At 71.6% G+C, this 14,617-nt stretch carries 15 protein-coding genes; 12 read left to right on the top strand and 3 right to left on the bottom strand.

Annotated elements, in window-relative coordinates; translation table 11 throughout:
• The first annotated feature begins 33 nt into the window (after positions 1–33).
• The 4 genes from G514_RS26650 (at position 34) to G514_RS0113230 (ending at position 4,247) form a co-directional block, all read left to right on the top strand.
• Positions 34–1,179 carry a site-2 protease family protein gene (locus G514_RS26650; RefSeq protein ID WP_036564660.1) on the top strand — a complete coding sequence of 382 codons (1,146 nt, stop codon included), beginning with the start codon at positions 34–36 and terminating at the stop codon, positions 1,177–1,179.
• A 33-nt stretch (positions 1,180–1,212) separates the two neighbouring features.
• Entirely contained in the window at positions 1,213–2,172 is a 960-nt protein-coding gene (locus tag G514_RS0113240) for a tRNA (adenine-N1)-methyltransferase (RefSeq protein ID WP_281167618.1), read from the top strand.
• 114 nt (positions 2,173–2,286) lie between these two features.
• The gene (gene arc, locus G514_RS0113235; protein WP_028652136.1) at positions 2,287–4,050 is read left to right on the top strand and encodes a proteasome ATPase; all 1,764 of its coding nucleotides are present in this window, start codon (positions 2,287–2,289) and stop codon (positions 4,048–4,050) included.
• 2 nt (positions 4,051–4,052) lie between these two features.
• Positions 4,053–4,247: a hypothetical protein gene (locus tag G514_RS0113230; protein WP_028652135.1), complete on the top strand. Its 195-nt coding sequence runs from the start codon at positions 4,053–4,055 to the stop codon at positions 4,245–4,247.
• Between the two features lie 194 nt (positions 4,248–4,441).
• On the opposite strand, the gene G514_RS0113225 is transcribed toward G514_RS0113230, so the two are convergent.
• Positions 4,442–4,912: an aminoacyl-tRNA deacylase gene (locus G514_RS0113225; protein ID WP_028652134.1), complete on the bottom strand. Its 471-nt coding sequence runs from the start codon at positions 4,910–4,912 to the stop codon at positions 4,442–4,444.
• Positions 4,909–5,532, bottom strand: a complete 624-nt coding sequence (locus G514_RS26645; protein ID WP_036564657.1) for a class I SAM-dependent methyltransferase — start codon at positions 5,530–5,532, stop codon at positions 4,909–4,911. Before G514_RS26645 ends, G514_RS0113225 begins: the two co-directional genes overlap by 4 nt.
• A gap of 54 nt (positions 5,533–5,586) precedes the next feature.
• On the opposite strand from G514_RS26645, the gene dop reads away from it, so the two are divergent.
• Positions 5,587–7,095: a depupylase/deamidase Dop gene (gene dop, locus G514_RS0113215; protein WP_028652133.1), complete on the top strand. Its 1,509-nt coding sequence runs from the start codon at positions 5,587–5,589 to the stop codon at positions 7,093–7,095.
• On the opposite strand, the gene G514_RS0113210 is transcribed toward dop, so the two are convergent.
• Positions 7,085–7,879 carry a nucleoside phosphorylase gene (locus G514_RS0113210; protein ID WP_028652132.1) on the bottom strand — a complete coding sequence of 265 codons (795 nt, stop codon included), beginning with the start codon at positions 7,877–7,879 and terminating at the stop codon, positions 7,085–7,087. The two genes, dop and G514_RS0113210, sit on opposite strands and share 11 nt — an antisense overlap.
• Before the next feature lie 100 nt (positions 7,880–7,979).
• Between G514_RS0113210 and G514_RS0113205 the strand changes: the two genes are divergently transcribed.
• The 7 genes from G514_RS0113205 (at position 7,980) to G514_RS0113175 (ending at position 14,603) form a co-directional block, all read left to right on the top strand.
• Positions 7,980–8,177, top strand: a complete 198-nt coding sequence (locus G514_RS0113205) for a ubiquitin-like protein Pup (protein WP_028652131.1) — start codon at positions 7,980–7,982, stop codon at positions 8,175–8,177.
• The gene (gene prcB / locus G514_RS0113200) at positions 8,174–9,037 is read left to right on the top strand and encodes a proteasome subunit beta (RefSeq protein ID WP_028652130.1); all 864 of its coding nucleotides are present in this window, start codon (positions 8,174–8,176) and stop codon (positions 9,035–9,037) included. Before G514_RS0113205 ends, prcB begins: the two co-directional genes overlap by 4 nt.
• Positions 9,034–9,936, top strand: coding sequence for a proteasome subunit alpha (prcA, locus tag G514_RS0113195; protein ID WP_028652129.1), 903 nt, complete (start codon positions 9,034–9,036; stop codon positions 9,934–9,936). Before prcB ends, prcA begins: the two co-directional genes overlap by 4 nt.
• A 9-nt stretch (positions 9,937–9,945) precedes the next feature.
• Complete coding sequence (pafA, locus tag G514_RS0113190; protein WP_028652128.1) at positions 9,946–11,307, top strand: Pup--protein ligase; 1,362 nt, start codon at positions 9,946–9,948, stop codon at positions 11,305–11,307.
• Positions 11,308–11,601: 294 nt separating this feature from the next.
• Positions 11,602–12,585 (top strand): FKBP-type peptidyl-prolyl cis-trans isomerase, encoded by a 984-nt coding sequence (locus G514_RS31150; RefSeq protein ID WP_157544784.1) that lies wholly within the window; start codon positions 11,602–11,604, stop codon positions 12,583–12,585.
• Positions 12,586–12,606: 21 nt separating this feature from the next.
• Entirely contained in the window at positions 12,607–13,593 is a 987-nt protein-coding gene (locus G514_RS0113180) for a helix-turn-helix transcriptional regulator (RefSeq protein WP_028652126.1), read from the top strand.
• Positions 13,590–14,603: a helix-turn-helix transcriptional regulator gene (locus G514_RS0113175; protein WP_028652125.1), complete on the top strand. Its 1,014-nt coding sequence runs from the start codon at positions 13,590–13,592 to the stop codon at positions 14,601–14,603. The genes G514_RS0113180 and G514_RS0113175 overlap by 4 nt, the downstream gene beginning before the upstream one ends.
• Positions 14,604–14,617: the final 14 nt, after the last annotated feature.

The following is a 14,617-nucleotide window of genomic DNA, read 5'->3' as shown; positions in this document are numbered from 1 at the left end:
CCCACCTTGGGACCCATGCCCTAGCGTTGCCACGTGTCCGGACCGCAGGCGAGCCCCCAGGCGCCGCGCCCGCCCGGCACGTTCAAGATCGGCACGATCGCCGGCAGCGACGTGCTCGTCACGTCGTCGTGGTTCGTGGTGGCGGCGCTGATCGCCGTCGTGATCGCGCCGCGCGCCGAGGCGGTGCACCCCGGCCTCGGGGCGTGGAAGTACGTCGCGGGGCTCGCGTTCGCGGTGGTGCTCTACCTGTCCGTGCTGCTGCACGAGGCCTCGCACGCCTACGCCGCCCGCCACTACGGCTTCCCGGTCTCCTCGATCACCCTGCACTTCCTCGGCGGCGTCACGGCCATCGAGGCCGAGGCGAAGAAGCCCCGCCAGGAGTTCTGGATCGCGGTCGTCGGCCCGCTGACGTCGATCGCGGTCGGGCTGGCCGCGCTCGGGCTCTGGTTCGTCGTGCCGGAGGGGCTCCTGCAGATGGCCGTCGAGGGCCTGGCGTTCGGCAACCTGCTGGTGGGCGCGCTCAACCTGGTGCCCGGGCTGCCCCTGGACGGCGGCCGCGTACTGAAGTCCGCGGTCTGGAAGCTGACCGGCAGCGCGCACCGCGGCACGGTCGCCGCGGCCTGGGGCGGCCGGGTCACGGCGTTCGCGGTGATGCTCTGGCCGCTCGCGCAGGAGTCGCTGCTCGGGGTGGAGTCCGACGTCTTCGACTTCATCCTGGCGTTCGTCATCGGCTTCTTCCTCTGGAACGGCGCGACCGCGGCCCTGCAGTCCGCCAAGGTGCGTCGACGTCTCCCGCAGCTGGTCGCGCGCGACCTCGCGCGTCGCACGCTCGCGGTGCCCGAGGACCTGCCGCTCTCCGAGGCCGTGCGTCGCGCCCGCGAGGCGCAGGCCGGGGCGATCGTCACGGTGACCGGCAGCGGCCGCCCGGTCGGGGTCGTCAACGAGAGCGCGCTGCTGGCCACGCCGGAGGACCGCCGGCCCTGGCTGGCCGTCTCGACCGTCGCCCGTGGCGTCGACGACGGGCTCTCGCTGCCCGTGGGCATCACCGGGGAGGAGCTCGTGCGGGCGATGCAGCGCTCGCCGGCGACGGAGTACCTCCTGCTCGAGGACGACGGCTCCATCTACGGCGTCCTCACCATGGCCGACGTCGACCGGGCGTTCCGGTCCGTGCCGGACTGAGCCTCGACGAGGGCGGGCCTGTAGGTTCCCGGGGTGGCCGAGCCAGACCCGAGCACCGCTGCCGACCCAGCCTGGTCCGGGGTGCACCGCGGCCCGCTGCGCGCGGGGGAGTGGGTGCGGCTCGTCGACGGCAAGGGACGCCGCCACAACTTCTGCCTCGAGCCCGGCAAGCGGTTCTTCTCCAACAAGGGGCACCTCGACCACGACGAGCTGATCGGGCGCGAGGAGGGGTTCACGGTCACCTCCTCCGGCGGTGGTGAGTACCTCGTCTTCCGGCCGCTGCTCTCGGAGTTCGTGATCTCGATGCCGCGCGGCGCGGCGGTCATCTACCCCAAGGACGCCGCGCAGATCGTCGCCCTGGTCGACGTGTTCCCGGGCGCGCACGTCGTCGAGGCGGGCGCCGGCTCCGGAGCGCTGACGTGCTCGCTGCTGCGGGCGGTCGGCCCGGAGGGCCGGGTCACGTCGTACGAGCGCCGCGAGGAGTTCGCCGAGGTGGCACGGCGCAACGTCACGCAGTTCTTCGGCACCGACGAGGAGGGGCGCAGCCACCCCGCCTGGACCCTCCACGTCGGCGACCTCGCCGAGCTGCTCCCGCAGTCGGGAGAGCGGTGCGACCGGATCGTGCTGGACATGCTCGCCCCCTGGGAGTGCCTCGACGTGGCGGCCGACGCGCTGCGTCCCGGAGGCATCGTGTGCGCGTACGTCGCCACGACCACCCAGCTCTCGCGGTTCGTCGAGACCGTGCGGGTGCACGGTGGCTTCACCGAGCCGGCGGCGTGGGAGTCGCTCGTCCGTGACTGGCACGTGGAGGGGCTCGCGGTCCGTCCCGGGCACTCGATGATCGGCCACACGGCGTTCCTCGTCACCGCCCGCAGGATGGCGCCGGGCCAGAAGCCGCCGCTCAAGCGCCGCCGCCCGGCTCCCGGTGCCTACGGTCCCGACTACCTCGGCCCGCGGCCGCCCGGCGTCCCGGCCGAGCCGGCCGACGACTGACCTCGGGCACGACGCCGCTTCCGGATCGCGCCCAATTCGTGATCGACCCGGCGCGGATATCCCCTTGGGCGGCCGTCGTTCGCGAGTAGGGTCGTTTTCACAGGAGGTGACGCCATGACTTCGGACAGCCCGGAGAGGTCCAGCGGTGCCGGTGGGGGCCGGACCCCCGACGAGCTCATGAGCCAGGTGCGCTTCCTCGAGGCCGAGGTCACCGACCTCCGGCGTCGGCTCAGCGACGCGCCGACCGGCTCGCGCGGTCTCGAGCTGCGCCTCGCCGACGCGCAGCGCTCGCTCGCCGCGGTGACCTCCCAGAACGAGCGGCTCGCCCAGACCCTGCGCGAGGCCCGCGACCAGATCATGAAGCTCAAGGAGGAGGTCGACCGCCTGGCGCAGCCGCCGGCCGGGTTCGGCACCTTCCTGGGCCGCAACGACGACGACTCGATCGACGTCTTCACCGGCGGGCGCAAGCTGCGGGTCAACGTCAGCCCGAGCGTCGACCTCGACCACCTCTACCGCGGTCAGGAGGTCATGCTCAACGAGGCGCTCAACGTCGTCGCTGCGCTCGACTACGAGCAGGTCGGCGAGGTCGTGATGTTCAAGGAGCTGCTGGCCGACGGCGACCGCGCGCTGGTCATCGCCAGCGCCGACGAGGAGCGTGTGGTGCGCCTCGCCGAGCCGCTGCGGGCCGACACGATCCGGGCCGGCGACTCGCTGCTGCTCGACTCGCGGGCGGGCTACGTCTACGAGAAGGTGCCGAAGTCCGAGGTCGAGGAGCTCGTCCTCGAGGAGGTCCCCGACATCGCCTACGAGTCCATCGGCGGCCTGCGCGGCCAGATCGAGGCGATCCAGGACGCCGTCGAGCTGCCCTACCTGCACCCCGAGCTGTTCAAGGAGCATCAGCTGCGCCCGCCGAAGGGCGTGCTGCTCTACGGCCCGCCCGGCTGCGGCAAGACGCTGATCGCCAAGGCGGTCGCCAACTCGCTGGCCAAGAAGGTCGCCACCAAGACCGGCCAGGAGGGGAAGTCCTACTTCCTCAACATCAAGGGCCCCGAGCTGCTCAACAAGTACGTCGGCGAGACCGAGCGGCACATCCGGCTCGTCTTCCAGCGCGCCCGTGAGAAGGCCAGCGCCGGCACGCCGGTCATCGTGTTCTTCGACGAGATGGACTCGCTCTTCCGCACCCGCGGCTCCGGCGTCTCCTCCGACGTGGAGAACACCATCGTCCCCCAGCTGCTCAGCGAGATCGACGGCGTCGAGCTGCTGGAGAACGTGCTGGTCATCGGCGCCTCCAACCGCGAGGACATGATCGACCCCGCGATCCTGCGGCCGGGCCGCCTCGACGTGAAGATCAAGATCGAGCGGCCCGACGCCGAGTCGGCGCGCGACATCTTCTCGAAGTACCTCACCTCCGAGCTGCCGCTGCACGCCGACGACCTCGCGGAGTTCGGCGGCGACCGCGAGGCGACCGTCGCCGGGATGATCCAGGCGACCGTCGAGCGGATGTACACCGAGACCGAGGAGAACCGCTTCCTCGAGGTGACCTACGCCAACGGCGACAAGGAGGTCCTCTACTTCAAGGACTTCAACTCCGGCGCGATGATCCAGAACATCGTCGACCGCGCCAAGAAGATGGCGATCAAGGACTTCCTCGACCAGCAGCAGCACGGGCTGCGCGTCTCGCACCTGCTCCAGGCGTGCGTCGACGAGTTCAAGGAGAACGAGGACCTCCCCAACACCACCAACCCCGACGACTGGGCGCGGATCTCCGGCAAGAAGGGCGAGCGGATCGTGTTCATCCGCACGCTCATCACCGGCAAGCAGGGCACCGAGCCCGGCCGCTCGATCGACACCGTCCCCAACACCGGTCAGTACCTCTAGTCATGGGGTTCTGGATCGGCGTGGCCGTGGTGGTGGCGCTCTTGGTGGCGCTCGCCGCTCGGGGCAACCGGTCCCGGCGCGGAAACAAGGAGCCGTGGCGGCTCAGCCGCGCTCCGGGCGGTGGGCAGGCGGAACGCAACGCCACCGGATCGACGGTGACAGGCAACGTCCAGGGCAACCCGCCCAGCGGGTTCTGACATGAGCACCACGGTGGTCGTGCTCGTCCTGGCGGCAGCGGCGACGGCGCTGTTCGCGCTCGCGTGGTTCGGCAGCCGCTCCGCGCTTCGCTCCGTCCCAGGGGTTCAGTCAGCGCCCGTGAGGCCGCGAAGGGGATGGGCACGCTGGAGGGCCAGCGGCACAACCCGCCCGGGGCGCACGGCGGCGGGATCTTCTAGGTGACGTCGGCGACCGTCGCGCCCAGCGCGGCGGCCAGGTCGGCTGCGTCCACCGCCAGGGCGACGCCGTGGGCGCCGCCGCCGAGGCTGATCCGGCCTTCGATCGAGGCGTCGGCGACCACCGGCAGCGCCGTCTGGCTGCCGAGCGGGGTGATCGTGCCGCGCACGTAGCCCGTCACGTCGTACGCCGACTCCGCGGTGGCCATGGTGAGCCGGTTGACGCCGAGCAATGCGCGGAGCTTGGCCCAGGCGATCTCGCGATCGCCGGGCACCAGCACGAACACGTGCTCGCCCTCGGAGACCCGGACCACCATCGTCTTGACGAGCTGGTGCGGCTCGACGCCCCGTGCGGCCGCCGCCTCCTCGAGCGAGCGCACCGGGCCGTGCCGGGTGACCTCGTGGGCGAGGCCGAGGCGCTCGGCCGCCGCGATCGCGCGCGCGGACCGGTCCGTCTCGACGTCGCTCACGGGCGCACCGCGACAACAAGCGAGACGAACGTCCACGGCTTCGACAGGCTCGGGCCGGGCAGGTAGGCCCGGTCGAGCCGCTCGACCCTGAAGCCGGCGTCCTCGACGAGGACGGGAGCGTCGCGGGTCAGGTGGCACCCGGCAGCGATGCGGCCCTGCAGGCCGTCGAGGCGGTGCTGCCACGCGGCCACCCGCGCGTCCGGCGCGAGGCCGTGCTCCAGCACGTGCAGGGTGCCACCGGGCCGGAGCACACGGCGTACCTCGGCCAAGGCCGTCGTCGCGTCCGGGATCGTGCACAGGGTGAAGGTCGACACCGCGGCGTCGTACGTCGCGTCGGCGGCCGCGAGCCGCTGGCCGTCGAGGCCCACCCGGTCGACCGGCACGGAGGCCGTGGCCCTGCGCCCCGATGACAGCTCCCAGCCCGTGTCGGAGGGCTCGACGGCGTCCACGGAGTCGACCACGGCCGGATAGGCGGAGAGGTTCAGCCCGCTGCCGAAGCCGATCTCCAGAACCCGGCCGGAGAGCCCGGCGCAGACCTCGCGACGCAGGTCCATGATCGGGCGCGAGGACAGGCTCTTGTCGGCCATCCGGGGGACGACGCGCTCCGACCACCAGCCCACGCTCCCCAAGATACGTGCGCCGATCCGCCCGCGCCCTACCCGTACGCTGGAACCATGTCTGTGCGACGCGTCATGGGCACCGAGGTGGAGTACGGCATCTCGGTGGTCGGCCAGCCCCTGGCCAACCCCATGGTGGCGTCCTCGCAGGTCGTCAACGCCTACGCCTCGGCGACCGTCAAGGCGCGCCGCGCCCGCTGGGACTTCGAGGAGGAGTCGCCGCTGCGCGACGCCCGGGGCTTCGACATGTCGCGCCAGATCGCCGACCCGACCCAGCTCACCGACGAGGACCTCGGCCTCGCCAACGTGATCCTCACCAACGGCGCCCGGCTCTACGTCGACCACGCCCACCCGGAGTACTCCACGCCGGAGGTCACCACCCCGCGCGACATCGTGCGGTGGGACAAGGCGGGGGAGCTCGTGATGCTCGACGCGGCCCGGCGGGCCGGTCAGCTGCCGGGCGGCACGCCGATCGTCTGCTACAAGAACAACACCGACAACAAGGGCGCCTCCTACGGCGCGCACGAGAACTACCTGATGCGCCGTGCGACCCCGTTCGCCGACATCGTGCGGCACCTCACGCCGTTCTTCGTCAGCCGTCAGGTGTTCACCGGCGCCGGCCGGGTCGGCATCGGCCAGGACGGCCGCGAGGACGGCTACCAGATCAGCCAGCGCGCCGACTTCTTCGAGGTCGAGGTCGGGCTCGAGACCACGCTGAAGCGACCGATCATCAACACCCGCGACGAGCCGCACGCCGACCCGGAGAAGTACCGCCGCCTGCACGTGATCATCGGCGACGCCAACCTCGCCGAGGTCTCGACGTACCTCAAGGTCGGCACCACCGCGCTGGTGCTGTCGATGATCGAGGAGCGGTTCATCACCCAGGACCTCACGATCGACGGTCCGGTCTCGGCGCTGCGCGCCATCTCGCACGACCCGACGCTCAAGCAGACGGTGATGCTCAACGACGGCCGGACGCTGACCGGCGTGCAGCTGCAGCTGGAGTACCTTGACCTGGCCCGCAAGTACGTCGAGGACCGGCTCGGGTCCGACGCGGATGAGCAGACCCTCGACGTGCTGGCCCGCTGGGAGTCGGTGCTCGACCGGCTCGAGCGCGACCCGATGCTGCTGGCCGGCGAGCTCGACTGGGTGGCCAAGCTCAAGCTCCTCGAGCAGTACCGCCAGCGCGACGGCCTCGACTGGGACGACGCCAAGCTGCAGCTGATCGACTACCAGTACTCCGACATCCGTCCCGAGAAGGGGCTCTACCACCGCCTCGCGCAGGCCGGCCGGATCGAGCGGCTGCTCGACGACCCCACCATCGAGGCCGCGATGCACGACCCGCCCGAGGACACCCGCGCCTACTTCCGGGGGCGGTGCCTGGAGAAGTTCGCCTCCGAGGTGGCCGCCGCCTCCTGGGACTCGGTGATCTTCGACCTGCCGGGGCGCGAGTCGCTCCAGCGGGTCCCGACCATCGACCCGCTCCGGGGCAGCAAGGCGCACGTGGGCGACCTGCTCGACCGCTCCGACACCGCCGAGGCGCTCGTCGCCGAGCTCACCCGTTGAGGCTCAGGTCGGCGAGCCGGAGCGCCGCGGTGGCGGCGAGGGCGAGCAGCTCCTCGCGCACCTCGGTCTGCGACTGCCACTCGCGCCGGTCCCAGAGCTCGCCCGAGAGGTCGTCGCCGGCGTAGACGACCTGCGCCAGCGGCACCCCCCGGAACGCCGCCGCGGCGGCCAGCGCGGCCGCCTCCATGTCGACGGTCAGGCAGCCCTCGGCCCGCCGGGCCGCGATCTTGGCCGGGGTCTCGCGGTAGGGACCGTCGGTCGTCCAGGTCCGACCCGCGACGTACGTCGCGCCCCGCTCGCGCAGCACCTCGGCCAGGACCGCGAGCGCCTGCGGGTCGGCGTCGATGGTCCGTGCGGCCGGCGCGTAGTGGTGGGAGGTGCCCTCGTCGCGGACCGCCGAGTCGACCAGCACCAGGTGCCCGACGACCAGGTCCTGACGCAGGGCGCCCGCGCCACCGCACACGACGAAGGCCCGGCACCCCGTTGCGATGGCCTGCTCCAGCAGGCCCACGGACAGCGGGGCTCCCACCCCGGAGTGGAGCACCGCGACGCGCCGCCCCTCGTGGTCGAGCTCCAGCAGGGGGTGCGGGCCGTCCTCCCAGACATTCTCGGCCAGCACCTGGCCGCGCCCGGTTTCCACGAGCCGCTGGACCACGTCGCCGAAGAACGTGACCACGCACGCCTCGGGGACGTCGCGTCGGGTCACGGTCGCGGCCGGCTCCAGGAACGCGACGGGTGAGGGGTCGAACTCCAGCAGCGGGCTGACGGGCGGCTCGGCGGTCACGGAGCGACGGTAACGGCGGGTGCCCACGCGGCGGAGGCTTCGAGGCTCGTCGCTGGCGCTCCTCACACCTCAGCCACCGAGGGCCGGATAGGGTTTCGGTATGGCACAGGAGCAGAAGCAGCCGCGCAAGTCCTCGGAGGTGGAGGAGTCCACCGAGGAGGTCACCGAGAGCGACGTCGCCGAGCGCAAGGAAGCGCTGGACGACGACGTCGACGCCATCCTCGACGAGATCGACGACGTGCTCGAGACCAACGCCGAGGACTTCGTGAAGTCCTTCATCCAGAAGGGCGGCGAGTGACTCCGCACCAGGGGGCTGACTCCCGTCTGCCGGCGGCGTTCCTCCAGCCCGGCGTCTCGTCGTTCGCCGACTTCCTCTCCGACCAGGCTCCCGAGCTGCTGCCCGCGCGCCGCACCCTCCCGCAGGGCAGCGCCGGCGACCTCGCCCCCCACGGCACGACGATCGTCGCGGCGACGTTCCCGGGCGGCGTGGTGATGGCCGGCGACCGGCGCGCCACGATGGGCAACATCATCGCCCAGCGCGACATCGAGAAGGTGTTCCCGGCCGACGAGTTCTCCGCTGTGGGCATCGCCGGCACAGCCGGCATCGCGGTCGAGATGGTCCGGCTGTTCCAGGTCGAGCTCGAGCACTACGAGAAGATCGAGGGCTCGACGCTGTCGATGGACGGCAAGGCCAACCGGCTCGCGGCGCTCATCCGCTCCAACCTCGGCATGGCCATGCAGGGCCTGGCCGTGGTCCCGCTGTTCGCGGGCTTCGACATGGAGGCCGGCATCGGCCGGATCTTCAGCTACGACGTGACCGGCGGCCGCTACGAGGAGACGGCGTTCCACTCGGTGGGGTCGGGCTCCCTGTTCGCGCGCGGGTCGCTGAAGAAGCTCTACCGCGAGGACCTCTCCGCCGAGCAGTGCGTCGAGGCCGTCATCCAGGCGCTCTACGACGCCGCCGACGACGACTCCGCCACCGGAGGCCCCGACCTGACCCGCCGGATCTTCCCGGTGGTGCAGCTCATCACCGCCGAGGGCGGCCGCCGCCTGCTCGACGACGACGTCGCCGCGATCGCCGACCGGGTGATCGCGGGCCGGATGACCCGGCCCGACGGGCCGGCCGCCCCGCTGACGACCGGGGGCAGCGCCTCATGAGCATGCCGTTCTACGTCTCGCCCGAGCAGCTGATGAAGGACCGGGCCGACTTCGCGCGCAAGGGCATCTCCCGGGGTCGCTCGATGGTCGCGGTGCAGTACGCCGACGGCATCCTGCTCGCCTCCGAGAACGTCTCCCAGGCGCTCCACAAGATCTCGGAGATCTACGACCGCATCGCGTTCGCGGCGGTCGGGCGCTACAACGAGTTCGAGAACCTCCGGATCGCGGGCGTGCGGCTCGCGGACATGCGCGGCTACGCCTACGACCGCCGCGACGTCACGGCGCGCGGGCTGGCCAACGCCTACGCCCAGACGCTCGGCACGATCTTCTCCAGTGGTGGCGAGAAGCCCTACGAGGTCGAGATCTTCGTCGCCGAGATCGGCGACTCGGCCGCGGAGGACCAGCTCTACCGCCTCACCTACGACGGCCAGGTGGCCGACGAGCACGGCTACGCCGTGGTGGGCGGCGCCGCCGACGTGGTCGCGAGCTACCTCTCCGAGCACTACCAGGAGGGCTGCTCGCTCACCGAGGCGCTCGCGCTCGCGGTGTCGGCGCTGGGGCGCTCGACCAACGAGCGCGGCGAGACCGACGACCGGGTGATCCCGGTCAAGGACCTCGAGGTCGCCGTCCTCGACCGGACCCGCACCCAGCCGCGGAAGTTCAGCCGGATCGGCCCGGCCCGGCTCGAGAGGCTCCTCGGCGACCGCGGCCCGTCGACGGCCAACCCCGTCGAGGAGGGCGCCGACCACCCGCCCGGCACCGCGGCCACCGACGCCTCGCCCGACGACCCCAAGGACCCCACCGACCAGGAGAGCGGCGACGCGCCGCCCCTCCAGGACCCCGTGGCACCTCCGGCTCCTCCGCCCGTCGCGCCCCCTCAGGACCCGTCCGCCCCGTAGGCTTGAAGCGTGGACCGGCGCATCTTCGGCATCGAGAACGAGTACGGCGTCACGTGCACGTTCAAGGGCCAGCGCCGGCTCAGCCCCGACGAGGTCGCCCGCTACCTGTTCCGCAAGGTGGTCAGCTGGGGCCGCAGCAGCAACGTGTTCCTGCGCAACGGCGCCCGGCTCTACCTCGACGTCGGCAGTCACCCCGAGTACGCCACGCCCGAGTGCGACGACGTGATCGAGCTGGTGACCCACGACAAGGCGGGGGAGCGGGTGCTCGAGGGGCTGCTCCTCGACGCCGAGCAGCGGCTGCACGACGAGGGCATCGCCGGCGAGATCTACCTGTTCAAGAACAACACTGACTCGGCGGGCAACTCCTACGGCTGCCACGAGAACTACCTGGTCGGGCGGGCGGGGGAGTTCAGCCGGCTGGCCGACGTGCTGATCCCGTTCCTGGTGACCCGCCAGATCGTCGTCGGCGCCGGCAAGATCACGCAGACGCCGCGCGGGGCGTCGTACAGCGTCTCGCAGCGCGCCGAGCACATCTGGGAGGGCGTCTCGAGCGCCACCACCCGGAGCCGGCCGATCATCAACACCCGCGACGAGCCGCACGCGGACGCCGAGAAGTACCGCCGCCTGCACGTGATCGTCGGCGACTCCAACATGAGCGAGACGACCACCATGCTCAAGGTGGCCTCCTGCGACCTGGTCCTCCGGATGATCGAGGAGGGCGTGGTGATGCGCGACCTCACGATGGAGAACCCCATTCGCGCCATCCGCGAGATCAGCCACGACGTCACCGGCCGGCGCAAGGTGCGGCTCGCCAACGGGCGTGAGGCGTCCGCCCTGGAGATCCAGGGGGAGTACCTCGCCAAGGCCCGCGACTTCGTCGACCGTCGCCAGATCAGCACCCCCACCATCGAGGCGGCGCTCGACCTGTGGGAGCGCGGGCTCAAGGCCGTCGAGTCCGACGACCTCGGGCTCGTCGACCGTGAGATCGACTGGGTCATCAAGTGGAAGCTCATCGACCGCTACCGGGCCAAGCACGGCCTCCCGCTCGGTCACGCCCGCATCGCCCAGCTCGACCTGGCCTACCACGACATCCACCGGGGCCGCGGCCTCTACTACCTGCTCGAGCGGCGCGGTGCGGTCGCCCGGGTGACCACCGACCTGAAGATCTTCGAGGCCAAGTCGGTGCCGCCCCAGAACACCCGCGCGCGGCTGCGCGGTGAGTTCATCCGCCGCGCCCAGGAGCGCCGCCGCGACTTCACCGTCGACTGGGTGCACCTCAAGCTCAACGACCAGGCGCAGCGCACCGTCCTGTGCAAGGACCCGTTCCGGGCGTACGACGAGCGGGTCCAGCGCCTCATCGACGGGATGTAGGAGCCCGGGCAGTGCGCGAGGAACGAGCGCAGTGCCCGATCAGGCGGAGAGGTTGAGGAGCGTCGGCTGACGGCGACGTAGGAGCCGGCAGCGACGCGTCTCGAACCACCGCAGCCGGCGCTGGGAGCTGCTCGGCCCCGGTGGCGTGGCTGCGGTGATCTCGACAGGCTCGATCAGCGGGGGGACAGCGGGTGCCTTCGCTTGGTGGTTTCGAGACGGTCGCTGCGCGACCTCCTCAACCAGCGGTGGCTTGCGATGTGAGAACTCTCAGCCTCGCCCGTTAGGGTTCCGCCCGTGCTTTCGCTGTTTCGACCTCGCTCCCGCAAGCTGGCCGTCGTGCCCGCGCTGCTCGCCTGCAGCGCGCTCCTCCTGACGGCGTGCGGCGACGACACGTCGTCCGGCGACCCGCTGGTGGGCGGCAAGACCTACGACCGGCTCGATGCCGTCACGATCTCAGGCGACGTCGGCTCGGCGCCCGAGGTGAAGTGGAAGGGCGTCATGAAGGCCGGGAAGGTCGAGACCGAGACCGTCACCGAGGGTGACGGCGACGCGCTCGCGGCCGACGACGCCGTGATGGCCCAGCTGTGGATCGGCAACGGCTACTCGCAGAAGGAGGCCTTCAGCACCTACGAGGAGAAGAAGGCCGAGATGCTGACCGTCGACGACCAGCTGCCGGAGTTCCTCGCCGGCATCAAGGACGCGAAGGTCGGCTCCCGCCTGGCGGTCACCGCCTCGGCCGAGGAGGCGTTCGGCGTGACCGGCAACTCCCAGCTCGGGATCGCCAACAAGGACAGCGTCCTGGTGCTCATCGACCTGGTGTCGAAGGTCCTCGACGCGCCGGAGGGCGAGGAGGCGGACGCACCCGACTGGATGCCGAAGCCGAAGTTCCGCGACGGCGTCATCCAGGGCTTCGACTTCACCGACGCCCCCGACCCGACCGACGACCTCCGCAAGTTCCAGCTGATCCGGGGCACGGGCCCGCGCGTGAAGAAGGGCCAGACGATCGCGGTCCGCTACCTCGGGCAGGCGTTCGACGGCGAGAAGCCGTTCGACGAGAACTTCGGCGACACCGGCACGGGTGCGCCGACGACGTTCAGCATCGGCACCGGAGCGGTCATCAAGGGCTGGGACAAGGGCCTCGACGGCATGCCGGTCGGCTCGCGAGTGGTGCTCGAGATCCCCTCCGAGCTCGGCTACGGAGCCGAGGGCAGCCCCGACAGCGGCATCCCCAAGGACGCCACGCTCGTCTTCCTCATCGACATCCTGGGTGCTGCCTGACGGCCCCCTAGGATCAGTCGCATGGCAGCGGAGAAGAGCGAGCGGCTCCTCAACCTGCTGATCATGCTGCTCGTCCAGCGGCACTACGTGTCGAAGGAGCGGATCCGCGAGATCCTCTACGCCGACTCCAGCCCCGACGCGTTCGAGAAGATGTTCGAGCGCGACAAGGACGAGCTGCGCAGCCTCGGCGTGCCGATCGAGGTTGGGCAGATCGACGCGTTCTTCGACGACGAGCCCGGCTACCGCATCCGGCCCGACGAGTTCGCGCTCCCCGACATCAGCCTCACCTCCGACGAGGCGGCCGTCATCGGTGTCGCCACCAAGGTCTGGCAGCACGCCCGGCTGGCGGAGGCCACGACGGAGGCGGTCCGCAAGCTCACCGCGCTGGGCATCGACGTCGACCTCACCGCGCTCGACATCGTCGAGCCGCGGCTGAGCGCCGACGAGCCGTCGTTCGACGTGTTCTGGGAGGCCACGCAGGAGCGCACGCCGGTCCGGTTCGACTACATCCGCTCCGGCGACACCGAGGTCCGCAGCCGGCACCTCCAGCCGTGGGGCGTGGCGCGCTACTCCGGCCGCTGGTACGTCGTGGGCTACGACACCGACCGCGAGGCCGAGCGGATCTTCCGCCTCTCCCGGGTGCAGGGCAAGGCGACGAAGGCGGGCCCGCCAGGCTCCTACGAGATCCCGCCCGGCACCGACGTGAGTGAGGTGGCGCGGCGGCTGGCGCCCGAGCCGTCGACCGAGCGCGTGGTGCTGCTGGTGCGCAAGGGTGCCGGGCACACGCTGCGACGCGGCGCCGACGACGTCGAGGAGGGCGTGACCGGGCCGGACACCGAGTCCATCTGGGACCGTCTGGTGCTCGAGCGCGGCGCGCTGGGGCTCGCCGACGAGGTCCTGGGCTACGGCGCCGATGTGTACGTCGAGGAGCCGCTCGCGCTCCGCGTGCGGGTGGTCGACCGGCTGCGGGCGGCCGTGGGCGAGGCCATGATCGGGGAGACCGCGTGAGCGCACAGCCCAGCGCCAAGGACCAGGTGGCGCGCCTGCTGACCCTGGTGCCGTACCTCCACGCCCACGGCGAGGTCCGGCTCGACGACGCCGCGAAGGCGCTCGGCGTCGACCCCGACCAGCTGTTCGGCGACCTCAAGGTGCTGTTCATGTGCGGCCTCCCGGGCGGCTACCCCGACGACCTCATCGACGTCGACCTCGATGCGCTGGAGGGCCCCGACGGCGTACGCGCCGACGGCGTGATCAAGGTGTCGAACGCCGACTACCTCGCCCGGCCCCTGCGGCTGAGCGCGACCGAGGCCTCGGCGGTCATCGTGGCGCTGCGCGCGCTGCGCAACGGCGCGAAGGACGACACCCGCGAGGTCGTCGACCGCGCGCTGGCCAAGCTCGAGGCGGCGGCCGCCCAGGGCTCCGGCCCCGGGTCGGCGCCGGGCCTCGCGGCCGCCCAGATCGATCCCGGCGACGGCGCGGCCGACACCGACCTCGCCCTGCTGGCCCGTGACCTCCAGACCGCCGCCGACCGTGGCCGGCAGGTGCGGCTCAGCTACTACATCCCGAGCCGCGACGAGCAGTCCGAGCGCGTGGTCGACCCGAGGGGCGTCGTCACGGCCGGCCACCTCTACCTCGACGCGTGGTGCCACAGCGCGGAGGCCCCGCGCCTGTTCCGCCTCGACCGGATCGACCACGCCGAGGTGCTCGACGACCCGGTGGAGACACCCCAGGAAGGGCCACGAGACCTCGCTGACGGGATCTTCAGCCAGTCCAGCGACGTCACCCCGGTCACGCTGCTGCTCGAGCCCGAGGCACGCTGGATGCCGTCGTACTACCCGGTCGAGGAGGTCCGCGAGGTCGGCGACGACCGGCTGGAGGTCGTCCTCCTCGTCGCCGACGAGCGCTGGCTGACCAGGCTGCTGCTGCGCCTGGCCCCGCACGCCCGGGTGGTGTCCCCGGCGGGCTACGCCGACACGTTCACCGCCGCCGCGCAGCGGGCGCTCAGCCTCTACGGCTGACCGACGAGTACGCT

It is taken from the genome of Nocardioides halotolerans DSM 19273, from assembly GCF_000422805.1.
In the GTDB taxonomy this organism is placed as follows: Bacteria; Actinomycetota; Actinomycetes; order Propionibacteriales; family Nocardioidaceae; genus Nocardioides; species Nocardioides halotolerans.
The sequence above is the reverse complement of the archived record's forward strand: the minus strand, read 5'-3'. Positions and strand labels throughout refer to the sequence as shown.